Annotated in this window: 24 protein-coding genes; 13 read left to right on the forward strand and 11 right to left on the reverse strand. The window is 66.9% G+C overall.

Going from position 1 to position 26489, the window contains the following annotated elements:
- Window positions 1–344: 344 nt before the first annotated feature.
- From BM199_RS03880 to BM199_RS03895, 4 genes are all read left to right on the forward strand, one after another.
- Window positions 345–668, forward strand: a complete 324-nt coding sequence (locus BM199_RS03880) for a hypothetical protein (RefSeq protein ID WP_091669337.1) — start codon at window positions 345–347, stop codon at window positions 666–668.
- Window positions 669–764: 96 nt separating this feature from the next.
- Complete coding sequence (locus BM199_RS03885) at window positions 765–1148, forward strand: hypothetical protein (protein ID WP_091669340.1); 384 nt, start codon at window positions 765–767, stop codon at window positions 1146–1148.
- 237 nt (window positions 1149–1385) lie between these two features.
- A complete protein-coding gene (locus BM199_RS03890) occupies window positions 1386–3956 on the forward strand; it encodes a GmrSD restriction endonuclease domain-containing protein (protein ID WP_245788118.1) in 2571 nt (856 codons plus the stop codon).
- A 280-nt stretch (window positions 3957–4236) separates the two neighbouring features.
- Window positions 4237–5166 carry an excalibur calcium-binding domain-containing protein gene (locus BM199_RS03895; RefSeq protein WP_091669345.1) on the forward strand — a complete coding sequence of 310 codons (930 nt, stop codon included), beginning with the start codon at window positions 4237–4239 and terminating at the stop codon, window positions 5164–5166.
- Here the strand turns inward: BM199_RS03895 and BM199_RS03900 are convergent, their stop codons facing one another.
- On the reverse strand, window positions 5167–6513 hold the full coding sequence (locus BM199_RS03900; RefSeq protein WP_091669347.1) for an aminotransferase-like domain-containing protein: 1347 nt from the start codon (window positions 6511–6513) through the stop codon (window positions 5167–5169).
- Window positions 6514–6573: 60 nt separating this feature from the next.
- On the opposite strand from BM199_RS03900, the gene BM199_RS03905 reads away from it, so the two are divergent.
- The 3 genes from BM199_RS03905 (at window position 6574) to BM199_RS03915 (ending at window position 11108) form a co-directional block, all read left to right on the forward strand.
- Window positions 6574–8064: a CoA-acylating methylmalonate-semialdehyde dehydrogenase gene (locus tag BM199_RS03905; RefSeq protein ID WP_218160278.1), complete on the forward strand. Its 1491-nt coding sequence runs from the start codon at window positions 6574–6576 to the stop codon at window positions 8062–8064.
- A 64-nt stretch (window positions 8065–8128) separates the two neighbouring features.
- A complete protein-coding gene (locus tag BM199_RS03910) occupies window positions 8129–9469 on the forward strand; it encodes an aspartate aminotransferase family protein (protein ID WP_245788119.1) in 1341 nt (446 codons plus the stop codon).
- A gap of 19 nt (window positions 9470–9488) precedes the next feature.
- Window positions 9489–11108, forward strand: a complete 1620-nt coding sequence (locus BM199_RS03915; RefSeq protein WP_091669355.1) for an amidohydrolase — start codon at window positions 9489–9491, stop codon at window positions 11106–11108.
- Window positions 11109–11116: 8 nt separating this feature from the next.
- Here the strand turns inward: BM199_RS03915 and BM199_RS03920 are convergent, their stop codons facing one another.
- Complete coding sequence (locus BM199_RS03920; RefSeq protein WP_091669358.1) at window positions 11117–12169, reverse strand: RNA polymerase subunit sigma-70; 1053 nt, start codon at window positions 12167–12169, stop codon at window positions 11117–11119.
- 117 nt (window positions 12170–12286) lie between these two features.
- On the opposite strand from BM199_RS03920, the gene BM199_RS03925 reads away from it, so the two are divergent.
- Window positions 12287–12874 carry a dihydrofolate reductase family protein gene (locus BM199_RS03925; RefSeq protein ID WP_091669360.1) on the forward strand — a complete coding sequence of 196 codons (588 nt, stop codon included), beginning with the start codon at window positions 12287–12289 and terminating at the stop codon, window positions 12872–12874.
- Between the two features lie 15 nt (window positions 12875–12889).
- On the opposite strand, the gene BM199_RS03930 is transcribed toward BM199_RS03925, so the two are convergent.
- Window positions 12890–14395, reverse strand: a complete 1506-nt coding sequence (locus BM199_RS03930) for an LLM class flavin-dependent oxidoreductase (protein ID WP_091669363.1) — start codon at window positions 14393–14395, stop codon at window positions 12890–12892.
- Window positions 14396–14725: 330 nt separating this feature from the next.
- On the opposite strand from BM199_RS03930, the gene BM199_RS34425 reads away from it, so the two are divergent.
- On the forward strand, window positions 14726–14983 hold the full coding sequence (locus BM199_RS34425; RefSeq protein ID WP_245788121.1) for a PASTA domain-containing protein: 258 nt from the start codon (window positions 14726–14728) through the stop codon (window positions 14981–14983).
- A 4-nt stretch (window positions 14984–14987) separates the two neighbouring features.
- On the opposite strand, the gene BM199_RS03940 is transcribed toward BM199_RS34425, so the two are convergent.
- The 4 genes from BM199_RS03940 to BM199_RS03955 all read right to left on the reverse strand — a co-directional run bounded on the left by BM199_RS03940 (window position 14988) and on the right by BM199_RS03955 (window position 19354).
- Window positions 14988–15497: a hypothetical protein gene (locus BM199_RS03940; protein WP_091669830.1), complete on the reverse strand. Its 510-nt coding sequence runs from the start codon at window positions 15495–15497 to the stop codon at window positions 14988–14990.
- A gap of 26 nt (window positions 15498–15523) precedes the next feature.
- Window positions 15524–17137: an alpha/beta hydrolase gene (locus BM199_RS03945; protein ID WP_091669366.1), complete on the reverse strand. Its 1614-nt coding sequence runs from the start codon at window positions 17135–17137 to the stop codon at window positions 15524–15526.
- 6 nt (window positions 17138–17143) lie between these two features.
- On the reverse strand, window positions 17144–17452 hold the full coding sequence (locus tag BM199_RS03950; RefSeq protein WP_091669368.1) for a hypothetical protein: 309 nt from the start codon (window positions 17450–17452) through the stop codon (window positions 17144–17146).
- A 117-nt stretch (window positions 17453–17569) separates the two neighbouring features.
- Window positions 17570–19354 (reverse strand): PQQ-binding-like beta-propeller repeat protein, encoded by a 1785-nt coding sequence (locus tag BM199_RS03955; RefSeq protein ID WP_143101754.1) that lies wholly within the window; start codon window positions 19352–19354, stop codon window positions 17570–17572.
- Between the two features lie 159 nt (window positions 19355–19513).
- Here BM199_RS03955 and BM199_RS03960 point away from each other — a divergent pair, with 159 nt between their 5' ends.
- The 3 genes from BM199_RS03960 (at window position 19514) to BM199_RS03970 (ending at window position 20878) form a co-directional block, all read left to right on the forward strand.
- Window positions 19514–19705 (forward strand): DUF1737 domain-containing protein, encoded by a 192-nt coding sequence (locus BM199_RS03960; protein ID WP_091669374.1) that lies wholly within the window; start codon window positions 19514–19516, stop codon window positions 19703–19705.
- A 109-nt stretch (window positions 19706–19814) separates the two neighbouring features.
- On the forward strand, window positions 19815–20150 hold the full coding sequence (locus BM199_RS03965; protein ID WP_091669376.1) for a DUF3024 domain-containing protein: 336 nt from the start codon (window positions 19815–19817) through the stop codon (window positions 20148–20150).
- Window positions 20151–20176: 26 nt separating this feature from the next.
- On the forward strand, window positions 20177–20878 hold the full coding sequence (locus BM199_RS03970) for a FadR/GntR family transcriptional regulator (RefSeq protein WP_091669379.1): 702 nt from the start codon (window positions 20177–20179) through the stop codon (window positions 20876–20878).
- Here the strand turns inward: BM199_RS03970 and BM199_RS03975 are convergent.
- The 4 genes from BM199_RS03975 to BM199_RS03990 all read right to left on the reverse strand — a co-directional run bounded on the left by BM199_RS03975 (window position 20871) and on the right by BM199_RS03990 (window position 24636).
- Window positions 20871–22304 carry a GntP family permease gene (locus BM199_RS03975; RefSeq protein ID WP_091669382.1) on the reverse strand — a complete coding sequence of 478 codons (1434 nt, stop codon included), beginning with the start codon at window positions 22302–22304 and terminating at the stop codon, window positions 20871–20873. The two genes, BM199_RS03970 and BM199_RS03975, sit on opposite strands and share 8 nt — an antisense overlap.
- A gap of 116 nt (window positions 22305–22420) precedes the next feature.
- On the reverse strand, window positions 22421–23290 hold the full coding sequence (locus tag BM199_RS03980) for a hypothetical protein (protein ID WP_245788122.1): 870 nt from the start codon (window positions 23288–23290) through the stop codon (window positions 22421–22423).
- A gap of 42 nt (window positions 23291–23332) precedes the next feature.
- Window positions 23333–23821 carry a hypothetical protein gene (locus BM199_RS03985; protein ID WP_143101755.1) on the reverse strand — a complete coding sequence of 163 codons (489 nt, stop codon included), beginning with the start codon at window positions 23819–23821 and terminating at the stop codon, window positions 23333–23335.
- A gap of 17 nt (window positions 23822–23838) precedes the next feature.
- The gene (locus BM199_RS03990) at window positions 23839–24636 is read right to left on the reverse strand and encodes an excalibur calcium-binding domain-containing protein (RefSeq protein WP_091669390.1); all 798 of its coding nucleotides are present in this window, start codon (window positions 24634–24636) and stop codon (window positions 23839–23841) included.
- A 286-nt stretch (window positions 24637–24922) separates the two neighbouring features.
- On the opposite strand from BM199_RS03990, the gene BM199_RS03995 reads away from it, so the two are divergent.
- Window positions 24923–26473 (forward strand): 3'-5' exonuclease, encoded by a 1551-nt coding sequence (locus BM199_RS03995; RefSeq protein ID WP_091669392.1) that lies wholly within the window; start codon window positions 24923–24925, stop codon window positions 26471–26473.
- Window positions 26474–26489 lie beyond the last annotated feature (16 nt).

Below are 26489 nucleotides of genomic sequence, written 5' to 3' on the forward strand. Positions count from 1 at the left end.
CAAGCCTTCACCCGATCTGACGACTATTCGCTGTAGCTAGTATCGCTTAGATTGAAATGACTAGCTACAAAGGCTAGTCGAAGCGGTGACTCTGTCATGATCCCCGACTTGGCAGGGTCACCGCCGTCCACTTCAGGGGGGACCGTGCGCCGTCGTATCCGATACCGAACCCCAACCGGTCAGCGACGCAGCCTCGCGGTCCATGCTCGCCGCGGGCGGGTTTGCCTGGTTTTCGAGGACGGGTCGTGGTGCGAACTACACGGCCTGGACGTCGGCCGAGTGCGAGCGGCATTGAAGGAGAAAGCGATCCTGTCGGCCAACGAGCCGCAGCTGGACGAGTTGGCGTGAACGAAGAATTCGCGCCGCATCTCGCCGCGCTCCGGCGCTGCGTCGATGCGGGTTTCCAGTTCCAGCAGTTGCCAGAGGGTCTGTCCGGTACACGTACCCGGCTGGCCACCATCGAGGTGCTGCTCGTGCGGGATACGCACGATTGCGTCGCCGCCCGCTACCGGCTGGATGACTTGGAACGGCCACGGCCACACGCGCTCTGGTCTGCGATGGGCACCGTGGCTGAGGTTGTCAACGGCTTGCTCAGCCTTCCGCCGCACGGAGAACCCGGCGCCCCCAGACTGGCGCTGGAGTGTCCCGACGTGCCCAGGCAACTGTAGGAGCCGGGCGGTCTGGCCCCTGAGAATGCCGGAGCAGGTAATAGAGTCGAGACCATCGTTCGCGACACATCAATTGAATGTACTGGTGAACTGGCCGTGACTGAATACACCGCAGTCAGTTCGCTGACTGGGCTCTATCTCGAAGACAGTTTCGTCCTGCAGCTTCTCGAAGAGCCGAACACTGTCAAGTTCAGGTTGGAGGCAGTGCTGACCGCAGCCCACCCGCTGTACCGGGATCCTAAACCGGGTGAGCGGTACTGCTACGCCGAAGGATGGTTGGTATTCGCAGGTGCATCACGCATCGAGTGGGTACGCCGGTCTGAACAGCAATATATCGATGCGAGTGGTGATGGGGACTTGGGAAACATTGATTACCTCAAGCAAGAGAACGACCACTGGCTGGTAGGAGGCGACTGGGGCGAAATGCGGATATTTAGCCAAGTAGTGCCTGAGCTATTTCTTGAACAGGGCGGAATCTAGCTAATCGAGTTCGCCACCAGGTCGCCGGTAACTGGGGAGCCACTGATCACCGGCGTGGAGCTTGAAGTGGGCCACCGAGCAAGTGCGGACCGTTTCCTGGTGCGTGGGTTTATCGGAAGGCGCAGCACGGGAAAGAGCGCTTGAAGCTGAAGTGTTAACCGGAATCGAATGAGAAATCGATTCGACTGTTCGGGGGTCGACGGGTGCGTGGTGATCACTCGGACTGGTATAGCTACTGTGGTCAATGTCAGCCAGGAGGGGGTACTCGTGGTCGCCGCGCGGGAAACGACGCTGCAGGAGCTCTTGGAGGGGTCAAAGCAGTACAAGGTGCCGCTCTATCAGCGCACGTACTCATGGACGCATGCTCACCTGGAGCGGCTGTGGGACGACATCATCCAGCTGGCGGAGGACCGGGCGGCCGATCCCGCGGTGACTCACTTCATTGGTTCGCTGGTTCTGGCGCCGAGCCCGACGAACGGGCCAGCCGGAGTGCAAGAATTTCTGGTGATCGACGGTCAGCAACGACTGACAACCCTGTCGATCCTGCTGTGCGCCTTGCGGGACTACCGTGCTGAGCGCGAGACTGCGGAGCATCGTGAGCGGATTGATCAGCAGTACCTGATCAACAAGTGGAAGCCTGAGGAACACCAGCTCAAGCTCGTCCCGACGCAGGCGGATCGGCCGGCATATCTGGCCTGCCTCTACGCAACACCGCAAGCAGGGGGATCCGACCGGGTCGGCGGTGCATACCGGTTCTTCAAGGCCCAGCTTACCAGCGCTGACGACCCCGACGATCTGACTGATATCCAGCGGGTTGAGGACACCGTGATTTCCGGTCTGTCGCTGGTCTCGGTGACAGCTCAGGCCGGGGACAACGCCCACCGAATTTTCGAGTCGCTGAACAACACCGGTTTGCGATTGACCCAGGGTGACCTACTGCGCAACTACCTCTTCATGCGACTGCCCACCCGAAGTGAGGCCGTATACGACTCGCTGTGGCTGCCCTTGCAGAAGAGCCTCAGCAGCAGCGAGCTCGAGCTGCTGTTCTGGCTCGACCTGGTCCAAAGTGACCCACGGATCAAGCAGGCCGACACCTATGCGGGACAGCAACGACGCCTCGATCGGATGCGTACCGAACAGGAGATCGAGCAAGAGGTGGCGAGGTTCGCCCGCCTTGGCGCACTTCTGCGCACGATCCTCGACCCCGCACACGAGGCCGACCCACCCGTGCGGCATCGGCTACAGCGTCTCGGCGCTTGGGGCACCACTACCGTCTATCCCCTGCTGCTACACCTCCTCGACCGGCGGCAGAGCGGTACAGCCGACTCGGCACAGATCGCTTCCGCGATGCTCTATGTGGAGAGCTACTTCGTGCGGCGACTGCTGATCGGTCGTGCGACGGCCAGCATCAACCGCGTCCTGTTGTCCGTCGTCACCGAGATGGACACGGCACTCCCCGTTGACGAGGCTGTTCGCCAGTATCTGTCGGCCGGCCGGAAGTACTACGCCAGTGATGCCGACGTGCGGGCCGCGGTGCGCACGATCCCCTACTACCTCAATGGGCGACCGCACCAGCGTGCTTTGGTCCTCCGGTGGCTGGAGGAGTCCTACGGCAGCAAGGAGCCGGTCGATCTGACCTCGCTCACCATCGAACACGTGCTGCCACAAACTATTACGCCGGAATGGCGAGACACGTTGAGCGAGGATCTGGAGCCCGGCGAGGAGTTCGGCCAAGTACACGAAGCACTGGTCCATACGCTCGGCAACCTGACGCTCACCGGCTACAACGCGAAGCTGAGCAACAGTTCGTTCGAGATCAAGCGGCAGCAGTTGGCCGCGAGCGGTGTGTTCATGAACCAGGAGATCGCCAGGGAAGAGCGCTGGGGGCGACCGCAGATACATGCCCGCGCTGACGCGCTGGCGGAGCGGGTGATCGAGGAATGGCCGGGGCCCACCGCTCAGGGACAAAACCGGATAGGTATGGCGTGGGACGTGATGAACCGCGCACTTGCCGAGTTGCCTGCCGGGTCGTGGACGACATATGGCGATGTTGCGGCGCTCATCGGCACCCATCCGGTGTCGATCGGGCAGCGCCTGGCCACCACGTCGGCACCGAACGCCCATCGTGTGTTGCAGACCGACGGCAAGGTCTCGCCGAACTTCGCGTGGCTTGAGTCCGACCGGTCAGATGACCCGCGGGAGGTGCTGGAGGCGGAGGGCGTCGAGTTCGACGCGCACGGCCGCGCCAACCGATCCCAGCACATCACGACAGAAGAACTCGCCTCGCTCAGCAGCAGTGAGGTGGCCGGAATGCTGCCGGAGCCCGATCCTGGGCAGGATCCGGATCTGCGTGATCGGTTTCGCGACCAGCTCGCCGAGCTGCAAGGCCCGGATATCGCCCGGGCCACGTTGCTGGTGCTGGATGCCTGGGTCGCGGCGGGTGGCCAGCTCAAGTACGGGGTCGCGCCTAGCGAGACCTCTTGCTTCCTGCTGTCCCGGACCCAATCGGCGGACGACGGAACCATCTGGCCTGCGACCATCTACCCGAGTGGCAAGTTCGAGGTGGTGTTTCAGCACCTTCGCACGCGCCCACCGTTCGACGAGCCCGCGCTTCGGGAGGAGCTCAGGCAGCGGTTCAACAAGGTCGACAGGGTTGAGCTGTCCGCAGCGAAAATCGACCTTCGGCCCGGGTTCGACCTCAGCATCCTCGTCGATCAACAGGCGCGGGAGGTCGTCGTCGAGACCCTCGGCTGGTTCCACGAGCTGTCGCAAACACAGCAATCAAGTAGCCGATCGAGAGCCGAATAGGCGGCCATCAGTGCCATACGGCCGTCTCTTGTCTGGCGAAGCTCGATTGTGACGTCTCCGTTCTTTGTGTGCCGTTCTGTGCACGGCAAGTACAGAATGGGTGTGAAATTCGCTGGAACCGGAGTCCCCCCGAACGCTCTCAGTGACCTACTCGTGCTCCCGTGCCCCTCAGGTCTCGAGTCGGACACGGTCCCGGGATCCGCGCCGGATCGTGCTAACGGGAGACGCCTTCGTTGCGCTGTCTGGGGTACGGCTATGCAACCAGACCGGCGGGGTTCACATGAAGAAGACGTTGTTCGCGCTGTTCGCGGCGTTGGCCTTGCTGTTGCTGAGCACGCCCGGCGCGTCTGCCAAGCCTGTTCCGGGGAACGTCACCGTTACGGCTGAGCCAGGGGCGGAGTGTGGCACCGCCGTGGTAACGCTGATCAACACCACCGACTACTACTTCGGCGCCACGTACGCCTCGACGGTGACTCCCACGAACGGCTCGGGCGACAAACTCGCGGTCGACAACCGTGCAGGCCGCGAGCTGGACGGCGACCACTCCAGGCTGATGAAGTTCGCCGAGGACGAGGGCGCGAAGCGGCAGGCGATCGTCACCGTGTGGGTGATGGAAGGCGCCGAGCAGGACAACTACAAGGACGACACCAACCTTCTCCCGTCGGCGTTCGACGAGGTCATCGTGAACACCGACTGCCTGCCGAACCCCGGCGACGACTGCTCGGTCGGCGAGGCACCTGGCACCGTCGGCGACGACGGCATGTGCGTGCCGAAGCCGCGGCCGGGGGACGATTGCGTGACCGAGGACGGCGCCGACGGCACCCTCGACGACGACCTGACCTGCGTGCCCACGCCTGAGCCGATCTCCACCACGCCACCGACGCGGGTCACCGACCAGACCACGACCGCGCCGGCCGTCCCGTCGACCACGACGCCTGCCGGTGGAAGCACGCTCGGGTTCCAGGACAAGGACTGCGGCGAGCTCACCACCCAGGAAGCTCGCTCCCTGCTGGCGCAGGATCGCACCGATCCGCACCACCTGGACGCCGACAACGACGGCGAACCGTGTGAGATCGATCAGGTCTCGTTCGCCACCGGCAACCTGGCTGCGACCGGCGTTTCCGGCGTCGGCTGGATGGTGCCACTGGGCGTGCTGCTGATCGCCACGGGCGTCGGAGCGGTGCTCCTTCCGTATCTGCGGCGCAACTGATCAGCGGCCGCCTCGCCAGCCGCCTGTGCGGGCCGCTGTGGCGAGCTGGTCCGCCAACTCGGCGTGGCCCTCCGCGACCAGGCCCACGGTGACCCTGATGTGCCCGGCCTGGTTCGGCAGCACCGCGAACGGCGCACCCGGCGTCACCCCGATTCCTTGGCTGGCAAGGCGAACGATCGCCGCCGACTCGTCCAGCACGGGGACCCAGATGTTGATTCCGTCAACACCCTGCACCTGAATCCCGCGGTCCGCGAGGGCGTTCACCACGGCTGCCCTCCGCCCGCGGTACTCCCGCACCGCGTGCGCCACCTGTTCGATCGCGCGATCCTCGGTGAGGAGTTCGAGCAGGATCCGCTGTAGCAGCCTGCTCGTCCACCCCTGCCCGAGCTGGCGCCGCCCGTTGATCTCCCGCAGCGTCTCCGCAGGCCCGCTCATCGCGGCAAGCCGCAGGTCGGGGCCGTGCGACTTCGAAAAGCTGCGGACATGCACCGTCTGGTCCGGCACCCACTCACCCAGACTGAGCGCGGGCGTCGCGGCGACGTAGCCCGCCGAGTCGTCCTCGACGATCGGCGTTCCCGTCTCGCGCACGATCGCCGCCAGCTCCCGCGCCCGCTCGGGCGTCATCGACACCCCCGTCGGATTCTGCGCTCGTGGCTGGAGGAACACCGCCGCCGCGGGCGAGGTCAGCGCCTCGGTGAGGGCGTCCGCGCGCATGCCCTCGGCGTCGAGCGGCACGCCGGCCACCTCGGCGCCTGCCGCCACGAGCAGATCCGTCAGCGGAGGAAAGCCGGGATGTTCGACGATGACCCGGTCACCGAACCGGACCAGGGACTGCGTGACCATGCTGATCGCGTCCATCGCACCGTCGGCGACGGTGAACTCCTCCGCGTCGTAGGGCCAGTCCGCGCGCAACGTCTGCACCAGCTCCGGCAGCACCGGGTCGTCGAGGTATCCACCGGGCGTTGCCGCCGTCGTCAACTGCCGGACCGCGGCGCGCAGGTCCGGCAGCAGCTCCGGGTCGGGAACCCCGGTCGAGAGGTCGAGATCGAACGTCGTCGCGCGTTCCATCGCCTGCCGGTAACGAACGGAGCCGCCCGTGGCGATGTCCGCGACTGTCGTGCCCCGCCGCCCATCGGTCCGGATCGTTCCGGAACGGGCCAGCAGTGCCCATGCGGAACTGACCGTCGTCGGCGAGAGGCCGAGCTGCTTCGCGACCGTGCGAATCGGCGGCAGTTTCGTGCCCGCGGTGAGCACTCCGTCGCGAAACGCCCTGCTCACGGCGTTGGCCAGGCCGCGGGCGTTCGGCTCGTCGAGCCGCCACTCAAGATCACTCAGCAGGTCACTCATATTTGTAACATAGCAAAATAGGTATTGTTCGTACCTCGCATGGCACTTAATGTCCAATGTATGACGAAGCGAATCGCGCACTGGATCGACGGCCGTGAGACGCCGGGCCACTCCGGCCGAACGTCCCCTGTGTTCAACCCGGCCACTGGGCGGCAGACCGCGCAGGTGGACCTCGCGAGCAAGGACGAGATCGATGCCGCGGTCGCGAAGGCCGCCGAAGCCGCGAAGCAGTGGCGGCACGCTTCGCTCTCCAAGCGCTCGGCCGTGCTGTTCAAGTTCCGCGAACTGCTGCACGATCGCGCCGACGACCTTGCCGCGATCGTCACCGCCGAGCACGGCAAGGTGCTCGCCGACGCGGCCGGGGAAATCGCCCGTGGCCTGGAGAACGTCGAGTTCGCCACCGGCGTCCCCCAACTGCTCAAGGGAGACTTCTCCGAACAGGTCTCCTCCGGGGTGGACGTGTACTCGATCCGCCAGCCCCTCGGCGTCGTCGCTGGCATCACCCCGTTCAACTTCCCCGCCATGGTGCCGCTGTGGATGTGCGCCAACGCGATCGCCTGCGGCAACGCCTTCATCCTCAAGCCGAGCGAGAAGGACCCGTCGGCCTCACTGTTCCTCGCCCGGCTCTGGCAGGAGGCGGGGCTGCCCGACGGCGTGTTCAGCGTGCTGCACGGCGACAAGGAAGCCGTCGACGCCCTGCTCGTCAACCCGGACATCGCGGCGGTGAGCTTCGTCGGCTCGACACCGATCGCGAAGTACATCTACGAGACCGGCACCGCGCACGGAAAGCGCGTCCAGGCCCTCGGTGGCGCGAAGAACCACATGCTGGTGCTGCCCGACGCCGATGTCGACCTCGCCGCCGACGCGGCGGTCTCGGCGGCCTACGGCGCCGCCGGTGAGCGCTGCATGGCGATCTCGGTCGCGGTCGCGGTGGGTGCCGCGGGGGACAAGCTTGTCGACGCCATCGCCGAACGGCTGCCCAAGCTGACCGTCGGCAACGGCGCCGACCCCGGCACCGACATGGGCCCGCTGATCACCGCCGAACACCGCGACAAGGTCGCAGGCTATCTCGACGCAGGCGCCGAAGCGGGCGCGACACTTGTCGTCGACGGCAGGCAGGCCGAGGTCCCCGCCGAGGGCTTCTTCCTCGGCACCACACTGATGGACCACGTCACCCCGGAGATGTCGGTCTACACCGACGAGATCTTCGGTCCCGTGCTGTGTGTGGTGCGCGCGGAGACCTACGACGAGGCGATCGAGCTGGTCAACTCGAACCAGTTCGCCAACGGCACCGCCATCTTCACCCGAGACGGTGGCGCGGCTCGCCGCTTCCAGTTCGATGTCGAGGTCGGCATGGTCGGTATCAACGTGCCCATTCCCGTTCCCGTCGCCTACTACTCCTTCGGCGGGTGGAAGGCGTCGCTGTTCGGCGACACCCACATGTACGGGCCGGAGGGTGTCAACTTCTACTCACGGGCGAAGGTCGTCACGTCACGCTGGCCGGATCCGTCCACGTCCAGTGTGGACCTCGGATTCCCCCGTACCCGCTGAGCAGCACGCGACCGTCAGGAAGGAAAACCAGTAAATGACGGATACTTTGTCCACTGTAGAATCTGTGGACGCACAGCGGATCCGCCGGGACGACCGCGCACACGTCTTCCACTCGTGGTCCGCGCAGGGGCAGATCGATCCGCTCCCGATCGCCAGCGCGTCCGGCTCGTACTTCTGGGACTACGAGGGCAAGCGCTACCTCGACTTCTCCTCCCAGTTGGTGAACGTCAACATCGGCTACCAGCACCCGAAGCTGGTGGCGGCGATCCAGGAGCAGGCCGGCAAACTCACGACCGTCGCACCGTCGTTCGCGAACGACGCGCGCGCCGAGGCGGCACGGCTCATCGCCGAACTCGCCCCAGGTGACCTGGACACGGTGTTCTTCACCAACGGCGGCGCCGAGGCCAATGAGAACGCCATCCGGATGGCCCGACTGCACACCGGGCGACACAAAGTCCTTGCCGCCTACCGCAGCTACCACGGTGCGACGGCAGGCGCCATCGCCCTGACCGGCGATCCCCGCCGCTGGCCGTCGGAGCCGGGGATGTCCGGCGTCGTGCGTTACTGGGGCCCCTACCCGTACCGCTCGGCGTTCCACGCGGAGTCGCAGCAGCAGGAGTGCGAACGCGCGCTGGAGCATCTGCGCAGCACCCTGGCCGTCGAAGGCCCCCAGACCGTCGCGGCGATCATCCTGGAAACCGTCGTCGGGACCAACGGCGTGCTCGTGCCGCCGGACGGCTACCTCCGGGGCGTTCGCGAACTGTGCGACGAGTTCGGGATCATCCTGATCGCGGACGAGGTGATGGCCGGGTTCGGCCGGTGCGGTGAGTGGTTCGCCGTCGACCACTGGAACATCACACCCGACCTGATCACCTTCGCCAAGGGCGTCAACTCCGGTTACGTCCCGCTCGGTGGCGTGATCATCTCCAGGGCCATCGCGGGCACCTTCCAGGACCGGCCCTTTCCCGGTGGACTCACCTACTCGGGACATCCGCTGGCGTGTGCGTCGGCGGTCGCGTCGATCGGTATCTTCCGCGAGGAGGGGATCATCGAGCACGCCCGCGACCTGGGTGCGAACGTGATCGGCCCGGCGCTGGCCGACCTGGCCCGGCGGCACCCGTCCGTCGGTGACGTCCGGGGTCTCGGCGTGATGTGGGCAATGGAACTCGTGCGCGACCGGGACACCCGCGAGCCGCTCGTGCCGTTCAACGCGGCAGGTGCCGACGCCGCACCCATGGGCGAGTTCGCTGCCGCCTGCAAGCAGCGAGGACTGTGGCCCTTCACACACTTCAACCGGACGCACGTCGTGCCCCCGTGCACCACCAGCGCGGAGGAGGTGCTCGCCGGTATCGAGATCCTGGACACCGCTCTCGACGTCGCGGATCGTTACTACACCGGCGGTTAGTTCCTGGAAAGGACGGCGGATGAGCGAGCTGCGCGAGGGCACCTCGTCGAAGTCCGGTGGCCGGGTGCGGGTGTTCACCGGTCGCCGGATCCTCGCGCTGGACGGCACCGAACCGGAGGCCTTCGCCACCCGTGGCGAGTGGATTGTCGCCACCGGCTCGCGGGCCGACCTCCTCGCCGGATTCCCCGACGGCGAGCGGATCGACCTCGACGGCGCGCTCGTGGTTCCCGGATTCAACGACGCGCACTGCCACCCTTCCCAGGCCGCTCTGGCCCGAATACGGGCTGATCTCACCACGGCGCAGGGGCCGGATGATGTGCGGGAGGCGTTGCGGGCCAGAGCTTCCGCTGTTCCCGAGGGGGAGTGGGTCGTCGGGCAGGCCTTCGACGCACACCGAACCGGAATGGGCGAGGTCGATCGCGCCTTCCTCGACGAGGTGAGCCGCGAGCATCCCGTCGTGGTCGTGCACTACACCTTTCACAAGGCGGTGGTGAACAGCCGTGCGTTGGAGATCCTCGGTTATCGCTGTGCCGAGGACGCTCCGTACGGCGGGCAGTTGCTGACCGATGTGGATGGTGAACTCAACGGCTGGCTGATCGAGCGCGCCTGGCTGGACCCGTGGCTGCCCGGGGTCGGCCGGGCCTCGATCGTCCCGGCGGGGCAGGAATCCGCGCAGGTCGCGGCACTGGCCGAGGTCAACAAAGAACTGCACGCCGTCGGCATCACGTCCTACTGTGACGCCATCGTCACTCCGGCGGAGCAGGCGATGTACGCGGCCGCGCTCGACCGCGGCATGCTGACCCCGCGTGTCGCGATGTTGTTGTGGCACAGCTACTTCGACGAAAATTCGTGGGCATCGTCAGCGAGGCCGGTGGATCGGCTGCGGCTCGCCGGGGTCAAGCTGATGCTCGACGGCGCCCTTTCCGGGGGCACCTGCCTGTGCCAGCAGTCCTACGCCAGCGCCACGGGCCGGGACAACGGACTGCAGATCGTGTCCGATGAGGACTTCACGGACACCGTCCGCCGGGTGCACGAAGTGGGCGCCAGGGTCGCGGTGCACGCGAACGGCGACCTTGCCATCAGCAAGGTGCTCGACGCGGTGGAATCGTTGCCCGCGCACGAGAAACCAGTAAACCATCGGATCGAGCACTGCAGCATCGTGGACGACCGGATCATCGATCGGCTCGTGGCGGCAGGCATCACGCCGGTGCCGTTCGGCGCGTTCATCCACTGTTACGGTGAGGCGATCGAAGCGTTCTACGGAGCACAGCGAGCTGAGCGTGCCTGTGCACATCGGACGATGCTGGACGCCGGGCTGACGGTCGCGGGATCGTCCGACTTCCCGATCGTGGCGATCGATCCGTTGCTCGCCGTGCAGAGCATGGTCACCAGGCGGTCGCGTGGCGGCGGGGTGTTCGGCGCGAGCCAGCGGGTGTCGGTCATCGAGGCGCTGGGTGTCTACACACACGGGTCCGCACATGCCACCGGCGAGGCCGCCACGAAGGGCAGGTTGGTACCGGGGCAACTGGCGGACTTCGTCGCCCTGGACCAGGACCTGACGGCGATCGACCCCGGAGAGCTGAGCGATGTCGCCGTGCGCTCCACCTGGGTCGGCGCGGAATGCGTCTGGTCACGCTGAGGGGGCAGTCAACGACGGCGGTCGCCCTGCTCGTGGACCACTGAACCTGCGGACCAGGGCGTTGTCTCACCGCCGTTGCGCCTGATTGGACCCGCCAGGCTTGCCGGAAGTCCGAAAGCGGGAAACAGCCGGTCGTCGAAGGTGGTGGTCTCGACGATCTCGCCGTGCTCGACGTGGAGCACGTCGAGCTTGAACGCCCGGAACCGCGAGTCGCCGGTTCGGCGCAAGTAACACGCGGCGGCGGGCATCCGGTTGGCGCGAGTGGGCGTGAGTAGCCAGGTGCCTGGGCAGGCAGGGCCGAACGCCCGGTCGAGCAGCGGCTCCAGCGCCGTCCGACCCTGGTAGCAGACCGGCTCGGGCGGCATGGTGACACGCACGTCTTCGGCCAACAGCGCGGCGAGTCCTGCGGCGTCTCCCCGCTCGTGTGCCTCGATGTACCGGCGCAGCAGCGACTCCTCGTCCTCGCTCGGCCGGTCAGGAGAAGCCGAGGGAGCGCCCCGCAGTCTCGCCCGCGCCCGCTGCAAAGCGCTGTTCACAGCCGCAACCGTGATCTCCAGCAGGGCCGCGGTTTCCGCCGACGAGCACCCGAGTACTTCCCGAAGGATCAGCACGGCTCGCTGCTTCGTGGGCAGAAGTTGGATCGCCGCCAGGTACGCCAGCCCGATGGTTTCCCGGCTGACGGCCACCGCCTCCGGCTCGGTCGCCTCCGGGGCGGCTTGGTCCAGCAGGCGATCGGGGTACGGCTGCAGCCACGTCACGTCACCCAACGAGTTCAGCGACGGTACCCGTCGCGCCCTGTGCCGGATCGCGTCGATGCAGGCGTTGGTCACCACCCGGTACAGCCATGGCCGCACTCCCTCGGCCTCCGGCAGACTCTCCCTGGCGCGCCAGGCCTTCAGCAGTGCCTCCTGCAACACATCCTCGGCGTCGTCGAACGAACCGCTCATGCGATAGCAATGCACGTGTAGCTCGCCGCGGTAGCGGTTCACCACCCTGGCGAACGCCGTCTCGTCACCGTCGCGCGCGGCGCCGAGCACCCGCTCGAGTCCCGGCTCAGGCATATCCTGTCTCCATATCCATGTGACGTCACCAACCTCGCTGACTCATCGGTCTAGCGATGAGTTCGGCCGGTCCCCGTCGTGTGAACCTGTACCGGCACAGATATCAGGAGGTTCATGATGGGCAAGGTCTTCTCACACATGACGATGTCACTGGACGGTTTCATCGCCGACCCCCGTGACCGCGCGGACGAGTTGTTCGACTGGTACTGGACGGGCGAGGTGACCGTGCCGAGCCGCGAGGAGGGCATGTCCTTCCAGGTCGACCCCGCCAGCGCGGACATGCTCCGCGAGATACTCGCCACCACAGGGGCGCTCGTCTGCGGCCGCCGCTTGTTCGACCTCACCAACGGTTGGAACGGCAGTCACCCCGTGGGCGCCCCGGTCGTCGTGGTGACCCATCGGGCCCCGGGGGACACCGAGGGGTGGAAGTCGGCCACGGTCGCGGGCAGCGTGGAGGAAGGGATCACCAGAGCCAGGGAGATCGCGGGTGACAAGGACGTCACGATCGCCAGCGCCGACATCGCGGCTCAGGCGCTGGACCTCGGCCTCGTGGACGAGGTCCACGTCAGCCTGGTGCCCGTGTTGCTCGGGGAGGGGATCCCGTACTTCGCGAACCTCACCCGCGCGCCCCACCGGTTCGACGATCCGGTCGTCATTGCGGGCTCACGCGCCACCCACCTCAAGTACGCCGTACGGCGTGGTTGAGGGCACGCCGAGCGGTCACAGCTGGCCGGCGAACATTCCCAGCCGGGCCAGCGGTTCGAGGAGTTCACGTTCCTCGTAGGCGAAGTGGGACAGCAGTGTGTCGGTCAGCAGGTCGACGGCCTCTTCGAGACCGGTGTAGTCGCCGGGATGTGCCACGAGTTTCACCAGCGCCCGGTCGACTCCTTCGAGCACGTCGTGGATGGCCAGGTGCTCCTGCTCCAGACGGTCCAGCACGGGGCCGAGGGTGTCGTCACCGCTGCGCAGATGACGGAAGATTCCCTCGTCCTCCAGCGTATGGTGCTGGGTGACGATCCGGCAGTAGGACTCGCAGTAGGCCCCCACCGTCCAGTTGTTCTGCCGCATGGTCATCTCGTTGATCTGTGAGCGCGCGGCTGCGACTTCGACCGCACCCTTGCGTACCTGGTCCACCAGGTCACGGACCTGCTGCAGCTCCGTCCGGAGTCCGTTGTGGACGTTGACCAGGTGCCGGCTGACGGCCCGGCCCTGCTCGGTGTAACCGTGCTCGCCGGGCTCTGCCGCACGGCTGGGCCGGGTGCTCTCGTCCCAGGGCAGGTTCGCGGTGTGCCGGGTGCCCGGGGCGGGGGTCGGGACCACCCCGAGTTCGCCCGGCGCCGGAGCCTGCTCGGGTTCGACGGCGTGGGTGGTTCCCGCCCGCTCGTCGGCGACGATCTCGCGGACCGCAGGGGCGATTTCAGCGCCGAACTCCTGGATGAGCCGGGGATCGTCGGTGGCGAGAATGAACGCCGAGATGCCGTACTCCAGCGCGAGTTCGGCCAGAGAGTCCGGCGTGACGTCCTGCGGTCCGACGTTCAGCAATCGGCGCACGGCGTACGGGTCGCGGCCCGACTCGCCCGCGCTCTCGTCGATGATCGCGTTCAGTTCAGTCAACGCCTCCCGGCCGGGCAGGTAGCCCAACGACGGCAGCCAGCCGTCTGCGACCCGCCCCAGCAGGCGCAGCATCCGTGGCTTGTAGGCACCGAGCCAAATCGGGATCGGATGGGCCGGCGCCGGGCCGCGCTTCGCGCCGAGCACCCGGTAGTGCTTGCCGTCGACCCGCACCCCGCCCCGCTCGTCGGCCGCCCACATGGCACGGATGACCCGGATCGCTTCCTCGGTGGCCTCGACGGACTCGCCCGGGGTCAACCGTCGCCCGCCCATCGCCTCGATGGCGTCCCAGAAGCCACCAGCGCCGAGTCCGAGCTCGAACCTTCCCCCGCTGAGCAGGTCGAGGCTGGCAGCGGACTGCGCGAGCACCGCCGGTGGCCGCAGCGGCAGGTTGACCACGTTCGTCGCCAGCCGCAGCCGCTCGGTGCGCGCGGCGATGTAGGACAGCAGTGTCCAGGTGTCGAGGAACTTCGGCTGATAGGGGTGGTCCTGGAGGGTGGCCAGGTCGAGCCCGGCCTGCTCACTCGTCTGCGCAAGCGCCACCGCGTGCTGGGGCTGCGTCGCCGCCGGAGTGATGAAGGTGCCGAAGAGCAACTCGTGCCCGTAGTCCGCCATCGCATCTCCTATTGGTTGAGGGCTCAACCATAGCGGGAACGCGAGTTGTGTGCCAGGTGCCGCGTGTAGCGCAATCGGCACCGAGAGCGATGGGATGGAAGCCGGACAACCGGTCCGGTAGTAAACGACGTGGAGAGCGAGCCTGTGAAGACATTCGCACCGTACTTGCCGGGAACGAGCAGGTCGACCGGACGTCTGGCCCCTGCTGTGGTCGTGATTGCGGTGGGAGTCGTTGGCGCCTGTAGCGGCGGCGCGGCCGATCCGACCCCGCCCACCGGTCCGCCACCAGGTTCGAACTCCACCGAACTTGTGCCGGCCTCGCCGACCGCCGTGACTCCCGAATCGCCGACCGCGAAACCGGCCGAGGCCGCGACACTGCCCGACGTGGTGGGCATGAACCATCAGCGTGCTCAGGACACCATGCAGGCGGCGGGGTTCTACGCCCTGCGCGAGGTCGACGCCAGCGGGCAGGGACGCGCGCTCGTGTGGGACCGGAACTGGGTCGTGGTCTCCCAGTCGCCCGAGGGCGGCGCAGACGTCCCCGTCGACACCGTTGTCACCCTGAACTCCAAGAAGGCAGACGAGTAGGGAGCTACTGTCCCGCGTCGGCCGGGGGTGTCCCGTCCGGCCAGATGCACGGCGAGGAAGCACCGAGGGAGAGGTCTCCCTCGGTGCTCTCTGTCACTGACATTCGGAAGGCGTCCTCGTTGTGCTCCACCGAAATGAAAAGACGATCGGGGCGGAAATCATTCAGCACCCGGAAGTTATTCGTTGTCCAGAATTCGTGCAAGGCAGCGACATACTCCTTGTTGCGATCTGAACGTAGATCGTCTAACCAGTAGGTCTTGCCTACCTCGTACCTGCCACGGGGGCCGCTGTCCGTAGGATCGAGGCATTCTGCCGAGTCATCTCGTTGCAGAGTCAGCGTCGGTTCCTCCGGAAGTGCCGCCACTGCACGCTGGATGTGTTCCTCGGCACGTTGAGCCGCCTCCTGCTCAGTCATAGTGCGCATCTGTTCTCCATTCGCCGGTGGTGTGTCCTGGTCGCCGCAACCTGTGAGCACAAACAGCAGGCAGATGAGCACACTTGCTGTCCGGTACATCCGCACACCACCTCGATCTGTAGTGCTCAATTTGGTCGCTCGCCAACGACGATACGACCCATGTTCTCCAGTGAGGCTGAATCCTTGTTCCAATACTCCGAGTGGGCTGCGGTGGAGTAACCGCCGGTATACCAATCCCCTTCGGTCCCTGCGTCCGACGTGAATGACTGAGCGCCGAAATCATCGCCGATCGGCTGCGGGCCGTGGATGAATGGTGGTGTGCCGCGAATCATGTCGTTCTCAGCGGTGCTCGCGTAGATGTTGGTGTCGTCGGCGACCTGTAGTTCTGACGCGTTGTCCACGCCCACACCTGGACTTCCGATGAAGACCACATTGTCGACGTTCAGTTGGGCGTTCTCGCCCTGCGCCGAATGCCCGATCACTGTCGAGCCGTAGCTGTGTCCGATCACGGTGTTGTTGGATGCCGCGCCTTCGTGAGTGGCTCGAAGTCCTTCCTGGAAGCCGCGCAGGTCACCGGCAGCGTCCTCGGCATAGTGCGCGTTGGTTGCCTGCCCAACGTCCTGCGGGGCGTCATACCCGACCCAGGTGATCGCGGCGGTTTCGGCGTTTCTGGACAGCTGGTTGGCCTTGTCCAGGATCAGATCGCCCCGGTCCAGTTCGCCGCCGATGCCCGCGAGGTTCGAGCCTGTGCCCGGTATCGAGGTCACCACGTTGTCGGCGGTGTCCGGGTTGCCGGTCGCGACGATGCCCCGCCCGTTGCCCTCGGTGGAGTAGTCCAGCAGATACGACTGCGGCACCGTGTCGGTCGGCTCGCGTTCGAGCCGTTCATCGATCGCGTCCAACCCGCGCAGGGTCTCGCCGAGGCGCTCGTACTCGCGTTGCTGGTCGGAGTTGCGCGCATCGCCCAACTCTTCGAGTTCGGCGTGGCGAGTGCTGATCTCGGCGTGCTCCTCCGCGAAGCCGATCCGGTTCGCCCGGTCGCGGTCCTCGACCGGGATGCCGTCCATGCCGCCGATCACGTCGCCGTGCGTGTAGATCGCGGACTCCTGCTGCATGGGCGTGAGGCTGTCCCACCACTTCTTCACATCCTGAGCCGACGCATCGTCGCCCGGGATGTCGCTCGGCGTGATGATGTTGCCCGCGCCGACGGCCTCCAGTGTGAGGCCCGCCGCCGACGGCAGTGTCTCGCCCAGCGCGGAGGCCGCCGCCCGGTCGGCCTCGCGGACGTCCTCGAGGGCACCCTGGATCGTCTCCGTCAGCTCGCTTGCCGTCTGCCGGGCCGCCGCCTTCTCTTCGTCGGTCCGCATGTCGCCCGGCCCGCCCGCGCCCGCGCGCACCTCCCCGGTTTCCGGGTTGACCGACAGGATGTAGGTGGAGTCCACCGTCTCCATCACGCCGTTGACGGTTGTCTGCGCTTCGGTGATCGCGTCGGACAGGTCCCGAAGTGCGGGCGGGATCTTCTCGATGTACTCGGCCGCGGTGCCGTACTCCGCGCCGACGTCCTCGAAGTGGGCGCGGGCCGCTTCGCCCGCGTCGCCGGTCCAGCCGTCGAGCTTGCCGAGTGTGGTCTTGATGTCGCTGGCCGTTGCGGTGAGTTCACCTGCCAGCCGCGACCACCTGTCCGCGATGCCGTCGTACGCCCCCGGGTCGGCGTCGCGAAGGTTCCTGAAGGACACCATCCGCGATCAGCCTCCCGAGTCGAGGGGGCCGAGTGAATCGATCACGGCGTCCTCGACCTTTTGGTAGCTGGTCGAACTGTCGTGCAACAGCCCGCCTGCCATCGCGGTGCGCTTACAGATGTCATCGATCTGGAACTCCCACTGCCCGGCCAGCGAGCTGGCCTTGCCCGTGGTGGCGAAGCCCTCGTTGGCGCCTGCGTGGACCTCGATCCCGCCGCTGAACTCCGACATCGCCTCCCGCGCCGCGTCGGCGAGATCGATGAACTCGTCGCCCGTGGCGGACAGCTCGCTCAGCTCGACGCCGTACCCGTCCATGCCCACCCCCCGTCGGCCAGGTGCTCACCAGTCGGTGATGTTAGCCGGGAATCACTCGCGCGGCCCGACTTGTTCGGCTCGTCTTTCCTGGTCATCGGTCCTCCGTCGGATGCAAGTTCAGGACAGGGCGATCATCGTGGTGCGTTCGCCCGTGGCGACGACGGTGGCCGGCGCCCGATGCAGCCGGAACCCGATATCGAAGTCCCTGCCTCGCACGACGATGTCGTTCAGCTCCTCGCCGTTCGCCGCGTCGATCGTGGTGAGCGCGAGACTTTCCCGTGGCTTCAGTGCGTTCGTCTCCAGCACCGCCGCTGCCAGGAGCCTGCCGTCGTCGAGTCCAAGCACTGGGCCGGTCATGCGCGGGTTCTCTTGCATGCCGTACGGAATCCGCCATCGGTCCGGCTGCTTCCGAGTCCAGGTGGTCGACCCGTCGGAGGCATCCAGTCCGACGAGAACGAACCGGCCCTCGGTCAGTTCCGACTCCGCGAGGACCGGAGTCGGGCCCGCCCAGGTGATCGTCGACCAGTACCAGTCGTCACCGTTGGGCTCGTCTGCCGAATCGTGCTGGAGTCTGAGGCGCTCCCGTTGCCAGCGCGCTTCGCCGCTGGCGGTGTCCAGCGCGTACACGGATTGTTCCGGGTTGCGGTTGTCGCCGAGCCGTACCTGGACCAGCACCGTGTCCTCGTGCTCCGCCTCCCCGGGTCGAATCGTCATGCGACCGGCCTCGGGTGGCTGCCAGCGCCAGGCGAGTTCGCCGGTCCCGGCATCCAGTGCCAGCACATGAGGTGATGTGTCGGTGGTCCAGACGTCGCACCGCACGCTGAGAACGATCCGATCCCCCGGTACCGCGTGTGCTCCGCCCAGCTCACAACCTTCCGGCAGTGGGTGCTCCCAGCGCTGTTCCCCGGACCACGCCCGCGCGTTGACGCGACCTGAGCCGCCGTGCAGCACCTCGTTCGTCGACAGCACCAGGTCGCCCGCGATCGCCACGGCGCGATCGCCGTCCGTCTCGCTCAGGACCTGCCCGGAGATCGTGTCGAACACCCATGTACGGGTGTCCGCCTCGGTGTCTTCTCCGTCGGCGACGCGGGTCATGTTCACCGCCGCGACCCGGCCGTTCCCGGCCACGATCAGGTTGGTGTCGTCCCACGACTGCCCGACATCGGGACCACGGAAGTACGTGTTCTCGTAGTGGAAGTAACGCCAGTCGTAGCGGTAGTGATGCCAGTGTTCCTCGCCGGTGCTCCCGTCGAGCATCCGTACGCCCGCGGAACTGGCGACCAGCAGCCCTCCCGCTGTGGCGATCGCGTCCCGACCTGGCCCGGCCGTAGACGGTTCCGAACCTTGGTCGGTGTCCCAGGCCTGCCCGCCGTTCAACACGGGTTCCTCGGCAGGTGGCGCCTCGCGCGCCGTCGTGGTCGCGTCGGTGTTGGCCGCGACAACCACGTGCGGCGTCGTGACGGTCAGCAGTCCCGCCACGACCAGCGTTGCCGCGGCGCTCGCGGTTGGGGCACGCCAACCGGTCGCCGTCGGCGTCACGCTCGGACTGGGATGGGCAAGTACGAGCAGGACGCCGGCGATCGCGAGCCAGCCACAGCCCAGCAACGCCCAGGCTCCGGCGGAGCCGATCCCGCCGGACGGCGACGGTATGGGTAACTCCTGGAACGTGCGCACCCCGCCGGCCACGGCGAGACCGAGCAGAACCGCACCACCGCGCCAGCCGGCGGGCCGTCCACGAAACACGACCCACGCCGAGATCGCCGCGAGCACACTCGCCACCACGACCACGACTATGAACCAGTCCGCCGGTGGGGGGATGTAGCCGTTCTTCACCGTGGTGGGCTGGAAGGCCGCGACGATCAGCAACGTGGCCGCGATCAGCATCGCCACCGCATGAGCCACTCGCGTTACCACAGCCCGGCGCGTCGTACGTTCTTCAGCTGACTGCACGAGACCTGTGACGACTCGGGTCCGGCTGCCGGTTCCAAATGAGCGCGGGGGGACTTCGGGCGCAGCTGGTGATCGTCCGAGTGCCGCAACGATCCGGCTACGATCCGAGGCATGACCCAGGAGCCTCAGACAACCGAAGGCCGACTGCGCTACCGGCTGCTCACCGGTCCCGACGACGCGCAGTTCTGCCGACGTGTGAGCAACGCGCTGGCGGACGGCTACCGGCTGCACGGTTCGCCCGCCCTCACGTTCGACGGGGAGCAGGTCATCGCCGCACAGGCGGTCGTGCTTCCGGAGGACTGACTCGCCGCTCGCGGTCGTGGCAATCCTTCCGGTTCGGTCGCTACGGTGGGACGGGTCGTGTCCAGACCCTGCCACCGTGCCCGTGGCGAAGGTGAGGTTTCCTGCCCGCATGTCACCCGTTCCGGAGTTCGCACTACGTCAGGTGGAGCGGTGGTGTGCACAGAAGGTTCCCGAGCGGATGCGCGACGAGATTCGCGTGGAGTGCAAGCGCCGCGGGCGTTCGCTGACGATCGTGGAGCGGCGCGCGCCGTCTCCGCTGCTCGGCTCGGACTGGACCGAGCAGAAGGTCGCGCAACTGCGACTCGGCGAGGACGACGTCTGGTCGGTCATGTGGGCCGATCGCAACGGCCGCTGGCGGTCCTATCCCGAGGCGCCGCGAGCCGCCCAGCCCGTTCCCCTGCTCGAGGAGATCGACAGCAACCCACACGGTGTTTTCTGGGGCTGACGTGCCCTCATCGGTAGGCTTCTCCCATGCCCACTCTGCATGAGGAGGTCCTCTCCAAGCTCGGCCCGCGTATCGCCACCGGGGGCCTGGCGGCCGGGTCGACCATCAACCTCGAGTGGGTCCAGCAGGAGTTCGACGTGTCCCGCACCGTGGCTCGCGAGGTCGTGCAGGTGCTGGCGTCGATGCGCCTCGTCGACAGCCGCCGGCGCACCGGCGTGACCGTCCTGCCCTCGCAGCAGTGGGACATCTACGATCGTGCCGTCATCCGCTGGCGCCTCACCGGGCCCGAGCGCGAGTCCCAGCTCCACCAGCTCTCGCAGCTGCGGGCCGCCATCGAGCCGCCGGCCGCCGCGCTGGCCGCGCGGCACGCCGACGACGGTCAGCGCGGCCGGATCGTCGAACTCGGCGAGGCGCTGGAGGCCACCGGCTCGGCCGGGGACCTCAAGACCTTCCTGGAGTACGACATCGCCTACCACCGGCTGTTGCTGGAGGCCTCGGGGAACAACATGTTCGCCGGTCTCGCACACGTGGTGGAGGAGGTCCTGCGCGGCCGCACCGACCACCACCTCATGCCGCCGCAGCCGAAGCCCGAGGCGCGCCGACTGCACTCCGTGGTGGCCGAGGCCGTCTCGGGCAGTGAACCCGAGGTGGCCTCGGCCGCCATGACGGCGATCTGCGCCGAGGTCGTCACGACGCTGGGGCAGCTCGCCGATCCTTCGGTCAGGTAACCACCCAGAGCAGCGACGCGATCGCGAACGCCGACAGCCCCAGCGTCGTCTCCATCACGGTCCACGTCTTCAACGTGGTCTTCTCGTCCATCCCGAACAGCCTGCTCACCAGCCAGAAGCCCGAGTCGTTCACGTGCGACAGCACAGTCGCGCCCGCCGCGATGGCCACGACGAGCAATGCCACCTTGAAGTCGCTCAGCCCCGCCTCGGCCACCGAGCCGGCGATCAGGCCTGCCGCGGTCGTCAGGGCGACCGTGGCCGAACCCTGCGCGACCCGCAGCAGCGTCGCGATGATGAAGGCCTGCAGGATCAGCGATATCCCGAGGTCGGAAAGGCTGCCGCTGAGCGCGGTGCCGATACCGCTCAGTTCGAGCACACCGCCGAACATCCCGCCCGCACCGGTGATCAGGATGATCGAGCACACCGGGCCCAGCGCGTTGTCGACGATCTTGCTGATCGACGCCATCGACGCGTTGGGCTTGCCGAGGACGACGATCGCGACGATCACCGTGATCATCAGCGCCACCGGGGTCTCACCGAGCAGGCTCAGGAAGTCGACCCAGGCCTCGCCCTCGGGCAGCACGCCCGCCGTGACCAGGGTGGAAAGCACAGTGTTGAAGGAGATCAGCACCAGCGGGATGAGCAGCAGCATCAGCACGGTGGCGAACGACGGTGCGCGCTGCGCCAGCTTCTTCTCCGGCGTGTCGGCGGCGTCCTCGGTCGCTTCCGAGGCTTTGTCGTCGCGGCCGTCGTTCATCTCGCCGAACACCACATTCGACACCGGCACGTGCACCCGCTTGCCGAGGAAGCGGGAGACCAGCATGACACCGACGTACCAGGCCACGATGGCGACCGGGATCCCGACGAGCAGGGTCAGCCCGACGTTGCCGCCGAGCGAGCTGGCCGCGGCGACCGGGCCGGGGTGCGGGGGAACGATCGCGTGCATTGCCGCGAACGCACCGGCCGAGGGCAGGGCGTAGAGCAGCAGCGACCCGCCGAAGCGCCGAGCGACCGTCAGGATGATCGGCACCAGGACCACGAGCCCCGCGTCGAAGAAGATCGGAAAACCGAACAGCAGTGACGCCACGCCGAGTGCGAGTGGTGCACGTTTCTCGCCGAACCGGGTGATGAGGGTGTCCGCGAGCACCTGTGCTCCGCCGGTCACCTCCAGCAGCCTGCCGAGCATCACGCCGAATGCGACCAGTAGCGCGACCGAGCCGATGGTGTCGGCGAAGCCGAACATCAGCACGTCGGGGATGTCACCAGGGCTGAACCCGACGGCGATGGCCGTCACGACGCTCACGAGCACCAGCGACACGAAGGCGTGCAGCTTCACCTTCATGATCAAGAACAACAGCAACGCGACGGCACCGGCTGCTATCAGCAACAGGGTGGCGGTGCCGAATTGTGGGTCGATGGCTTCCACGACGACAACTCCGTACCTCGGTTACCCAGTCGGTCCTGGGCGTGTGGGCCAGCACACTGCCTCAAAGGTAGTACTTTTGGCAAGCCCTCCGGCAACACGGAGGTAACAGTTGCCCGCTAGTGCTGCTCGGTGCGTTCCCCGGCGGCCTTCCACTCGCCGCTCGACTTGGCCGCGGCGCGCGCGATCCAATTGTCGAGGAGGTCGCGGTAGTGCGCAGCCCGCACCGATGTGTCTCCCGCCGGGATCCGCTCATAGAAGTCGAACGGCCGGATCCTGCCCGCCTCGGACCACTGCAGATAGGACAGGAACATGTCCCCGTTCCCGAATCGGAAGCCGTGCACTATCGGCACGCAGGAGTAGGGGACGAGGCTGACCCGCAGGCGCAACCGGTCGAAGTCTTCGGCCTCTCTGGCGAGCATCTCGCGCATTCGTTGCTGGCTTCGCGCCGACTCGGCCGCCCAGTCGGCGGGCAGTTCTGCGCAGTCGGCCAGGAACTCGGGATCGAGGTAGTACAGCGTCAACCGCCAGTCCGACGGCGGGTTGTGCGAGGTGAGCCACGCCGCGATCTGTGGCCAGGTGGTGTTCAGCGTCAACCCGAGCACGTCCAGGGTGCGTTCCCTGCGGCGCCCCCGGTCGGCGATCTCGTCGACGGTGTCGAGCACGCTGCCGACGTTGTCGGTGATCTGGTTCTCCGCCTGCGCCACGACCGTGCTCCGCAGTGCCCTGACCTGCCTGCCGAGTTGGTAGATCGCCACGAGCACGACCTCGAGCATGACCGCGACGATGGCGGCGAGCACCTGCCCGTCCAGCGTCACCACATAGCGTTCCAGGAAGGCACGAGTGGCGCCGATCGTGTTGAGGATCAGGTAGATCGCGGTCAGCAGGGCGAGGGCCGTGGTGACCACTTCCCAGGCACGTCCCAGCCGGGTGGAGAGGGTCGGCTGGGAGACCTGTCGCTTGCGCCCACGGCGCCGCTGCACACTCACACCGTTGAACTTGGCATACGGCAGGACGTTCTCGGCGGATCTTCAGCCGAATGCCTGCGTCCGAGCGCGGTGCACCGCCTGCTCTGTGCCCAGTACCGCACGTGCCTGCCGATTCTCCAGGTAGAACCCGGCGAGGTGGTAGACCAGCAACGGATCCACGGCCAGGAACCCGCCGGGTATGTCGATCATCGGCACCGTACCCTGCCGGTCCTGGCGCGGCACGTCCGGCAGCCGGTCCTGCCGCCACAACCTGGTGATCTGCAACGGCATCGACGCGAAGAACAGCGCCAGCAGGCCGTACCCGTTCCGCTGTCGCTGGTCTCGTGTCTCGAAGTCGAGCCACGAGACCAGCGTGCCCAGCACTGCGAACGCCAGTGCGTACCTGGCTCCTGCGGACGAGCCGATTAACAGGTAGTACGCCCCGATTCCCAGTGGCGCGAGCACCAGCAGCGCCACGGTGAAACCGAAGGTCACCCGGTAGCGCGAGTTGCTCGCGGGCCATTCCGGTGGCCGGCGCGGAGCAGGCGTCATATGGACGAGTCTGTCACCTATTCGCAGGCGACGCCGTCGTCGTCGCGGTCGAGGCCGGATCGGTACCCGGCATCGCCCCGGTACAACGGTGCGGCGCCTGCGGCTCGTGCCGCAGAGCAGTTCGGGTAGTACGCGGCCTGCGGTTCCGGCTCGGGTTCCGGCTGCGGCTGCGGTTCGGGCTTTCTGGTCTCGACCGGTTCGGGAACCGTGACTTCCTGACGCGGTGGCTGCACTGTGGTGGGCGGGGGCGGTGGCGCGTCGATGGTGCCGTTGCAGGGTTTGCCCCAGAGGCCGTCGCCTGCTTTGCGGGCGGCGCTTTCCGCGGCTTTGAGCGTCGTCGCCGTTGTCGAGGCCACCCCGTCGGCGACGTACTTGGCATACCCGGCGGTCAGGGCGGTTGTCGAGTAGTCGGAACCGTCGGCCAGCGTCAGGTAAGCCAGTGTTCGTCCCGATGAGTCCACAGTAGACTTGGCGCCTTCGAGGATCACCGTTTTCCCGGCGAGAAGATCTTTCGCCCAGGACATCGTCTCGGTGCCGAAGCATCCGCTTTCGTCAGCCGGGGCGGTGTCGATGCCCAGTACTCGGACGACCTTTGTGGCGCCACCCGCGCGCAGGGTGACGACGTTCGCTTCTTGGATCGCGCGCACCTCGAATTCGACCGGCGCGGGCGGGGTTGTTGTCGTAGGCGTAGTGGTGGTCGTGGACGGAGCCGCGATCGGCTGGGGCTCCGTTTCTTCCGGTGCCTCACCGAAGATCAGTCCGAGGACGAGCAGGACACCGAACGCGGAAAGTACGGTTTTGAGCCAAGCCGGCATTCGTCGCCTTCCGCCAGTCGGCGGTATTGGCATTGTGCTCATAAGAATTCCTCGGGGTCGGCGCCTGATGTTGCTTGGCGTTCCTGTCGGCCCGGTGTGCAGGACTGTTACAGGTTGAATGGAAAAACCTGGTGGCACCCACTCTTCTGGATGAGAGGTGCCAATTGCGGTTCGGCAAATGGGTGAATCAAGCGACGAGGTGTCACATTTCCCGCGCGTGATCGATGCCCCATCAGACGATAGATAATTCAGCTCACGCATCCACAGCAGATGAAGGCGACTCACGATGGCACTCATCGAACCCCTGCCGCTCGCCAGACAGGGCCGGTTTTCCGCGGACTCGACCGAGTTCACCGCGATCGACTTCGAGACCACCGGGCTGGCTCCTGGTCACATACTGGAGGTCGCCGCTGTCCGGATGCGGGCCGACGGAACCGTCCTGGGCGAACTGTCCACCTTGGTCAATCCCGGTAGCGGCATCGACCCGGGACCCACCCACGTGCACCACATCACCCGTACTGAGCTGGACCGGGCGCCCTCGCCGAGCGATGTGCTCGCACAGCTCGTGGAGATGTGCAGGGGAAGCGTGCTGGTGGCCCACAATCTTGCCTTCGAGACACGCTTTCTCGAAGCCGAACTCGACAGGCTGGGCGTGCGGCTGCCCCCGTTGCGGGGAATCTGCCTGCAGGCCGTGGCCCGACAACTGTTCCGCCTTCCGAACTACCGGCTCACGACGATCGCCGGTGCGCTCGGCATCGGCGACTTTCCCGCACACCTGGCTCTCGGCGACGCGCGGGTCAGCGGACGGGTGCTGGCCGCGCTGATCACGGTGCACGGCCTCGGCTTCACCGAAGAGCCCCGCCTGCCGAAGCTGCCCCGCCTGCCGGGTGGCGGTCGGCTGCTACCCCGCGCGGACCTAGCCCCTGCCAGGCAGGGTGGCTGGCTGGCGGAGCTCGTCGACCGCCTCCCCGAGGACCTGTCCGAACGGCCTGAGGGAGGCACCGCCGAACTCGGCGTCGCCTACCGTGAACTCCTCGCGGATGCCCTCGCGGACCGACACCTTTCCGAAACCGAGGCCGCCGCACTGGCCCGCCTGGCCGAGAGCGCCGGAATGTCACGAGCGGATGTCCGCCGTGCGCACGTCGAGTTCGTCAAAGCGCTACGACTGGTAGCCGAGGGCGACGGAGTCGTGACCACCGAAGAAGAACGCGACCTGCGCGCGGTGGCAGGCACGCTCGATGTGGGTGAAGTGCTCGTGGATCTGCGGTCCGGCGCCGCGGACACCACACGCGCCCGCCCGACGCGAGTGCTCGTGCTCGGCGAGTCCGCGGCGGCCGACGAGTTGCGTGCGGAGATTCTGGACGCTCGAATCCAACTGGCCAAGAAACTCACGTCGTCCGTCACGCACCTGATCGTCGGACGAGACGTCCCCGCTTCCGAGCCGCGCATCGAACGGGCGGCCGAACTCGGAGCCGCGGTGGTCGAACTCGGGAATGCGCGTGAAGCGCTCGGCCTTGTCACCGCGCAAATCCCGATCCAGACCGTGGTGCTGCCGAGTCCGCAGCCTCCGCTGCAGGCTTTCCCGCCGCCGCCACGGATCTCCCGGTCGTGGGATCCCCCGGCACGGCAGGTCGACCCCGTGGACCGACTGGGCACCGTGGCCGGCTGGGTGCTGGTCGGGATCGGTCTGCTGATCATGTCCAGCACCGTGCTCGCGGCTTTCGGCGGTGTGGAGGTCGCTCCCGCGCTTGTCGCGTCGGTGCTCGGGGTCGGGAGTCTGCTCGGCGGCTGGTGGCTCACCGAACGGCACCGGACGCGGACAACAGCACCTGGCTGAGAGCCGGAGCGTTCCG

It is taken from the genome of Amycolatopsis marina, assembly GCF_900111885.1.
In the GTDB taxonomy this organism is placed as follows: domain Bacteria; phylum Actinomycetota; class Actinomycetes; order Mycobacteriales; family Pseudonocardiaceae; genus Amycolatopsis; species Amycolatopsis marina.

Excerpts from the sequence above, each read along its gene's own strand:
- BM199_RS03960 (WP_091669374.1), top strand. The coding sequence starts at position 19,514 with ATGACCCAGGAGCCTCAGACAACCGAAGGCCGACTGCGCTACCGGCTG.
- BM199_RS03985 (WP_143101755.1), bottom strand. The coding sequence starts at position 23,821 with ATGACGCCTGCTCCGCGCCGGCCACCGGAATGGCCCGCGAGCAACTCG.
- BM199_RS03940 (WP_091669830.1), bottom strand. The coding sequence starts at position 15,497 with ATGTACCGGACAGCAAGTGTGCTCATCTGCCTGCTGTTTGTGCTCACA.
- BM199_RS03950 (WP_091669368.1), bottom strand. The coding sequence starts at position 17,452 with ATGGACGGGTACGGCGTCGAGCTGAGCGAGCTGTCCGCCACGGGCGAC.
- BM199_RS03990 (WP_091669390.1), bottom strand. The coding sequence starts at position 24,636 with ATGCCGGCTTGGCTCAAAACCGTACTTTCCGCGTTCGGTGTCCTGCTC.
- BM199_RS03905 (WP_218160278.1), top strand. The coding sequence starts at position 6,574 with ATGACGAAGCGAATCGCGCACTGGATCGACGGCCGTGAGACGCCGGGC.
- BM199_RS03965 (WP_091669376.1), top strand. The coding sequence starts at position 19,815 with ATGTCACCCGTTCCGGAGTTCGCACTACGTCAGGTGGAGCGGTGGTGT.
- BM199_RS03920 (WP_091669358.1), bottom strand. The coding sequence starts at position 12,169 with ATGCCTGAGCCGGGACTCGAGCGGGTGCTCGGCGCCGCGCGCGACGGT.
- BM199_RS03915 (WP_091669355.1), top strand. The coding sequence starts at position 9,489 with ATGAGCGAGCTGCGCGAGGGCACCTCGTCGAAGTCCGGTGGCCGGGTG.
- BM199_RS03895 (WP_091669345.1), top strand. The coding sequence starts at position 4,237 with ATGAAGAAGACGTTGTTCGCGCTGTTCGCGGCGTTGGCCTTGCTGTTG.
- BM199_RS03900 (WP_091669347.1), bottom strand. The coding sequence starts at position 6,513 with ATGAGTGACCTGCTGAGTGATCTTGAGTGGCGGCTCGACGAGCCGAAC.
- BM199_RS03995 (WP_091669392.1), top strand. The coding sequence starts at position 24,923 with ATGGCACTCATCGAACCCCTGCCGCTCGCCAGACAGGGCCGGTTTTCC.
- BM199_RS03945 (WP_091669366.1), bottom strand. The coding sequence starts at position 17,137 with ATGGTGTCCTTCAGGAACCTTCGCGACGCCGACCCGGGGGCGTACGAC.
- BM199_RS03925 (WP_091669360.1), top strand. The coding sequence starts at position 12,287 with ATGGGCAAGGTCTTCTCACACATGACGATGTCACTGGACGGTTTCATC.
- BM199_RS03930 (WP_091669363.1), bottom strand. The coding sequence starts at position 14,395 with ATGGCGGACTACGGGCACGAGTTGCTCTTCGGCACCTTCATCACTCCG.
- BM199_RS03970 (WP_091669379.1), top strand. The coding sequence starts at position 20,177 with ATGCCCACTCTGCATGAGGAGGTCCTCTCCAAGCTCGGCCCGCGTATC.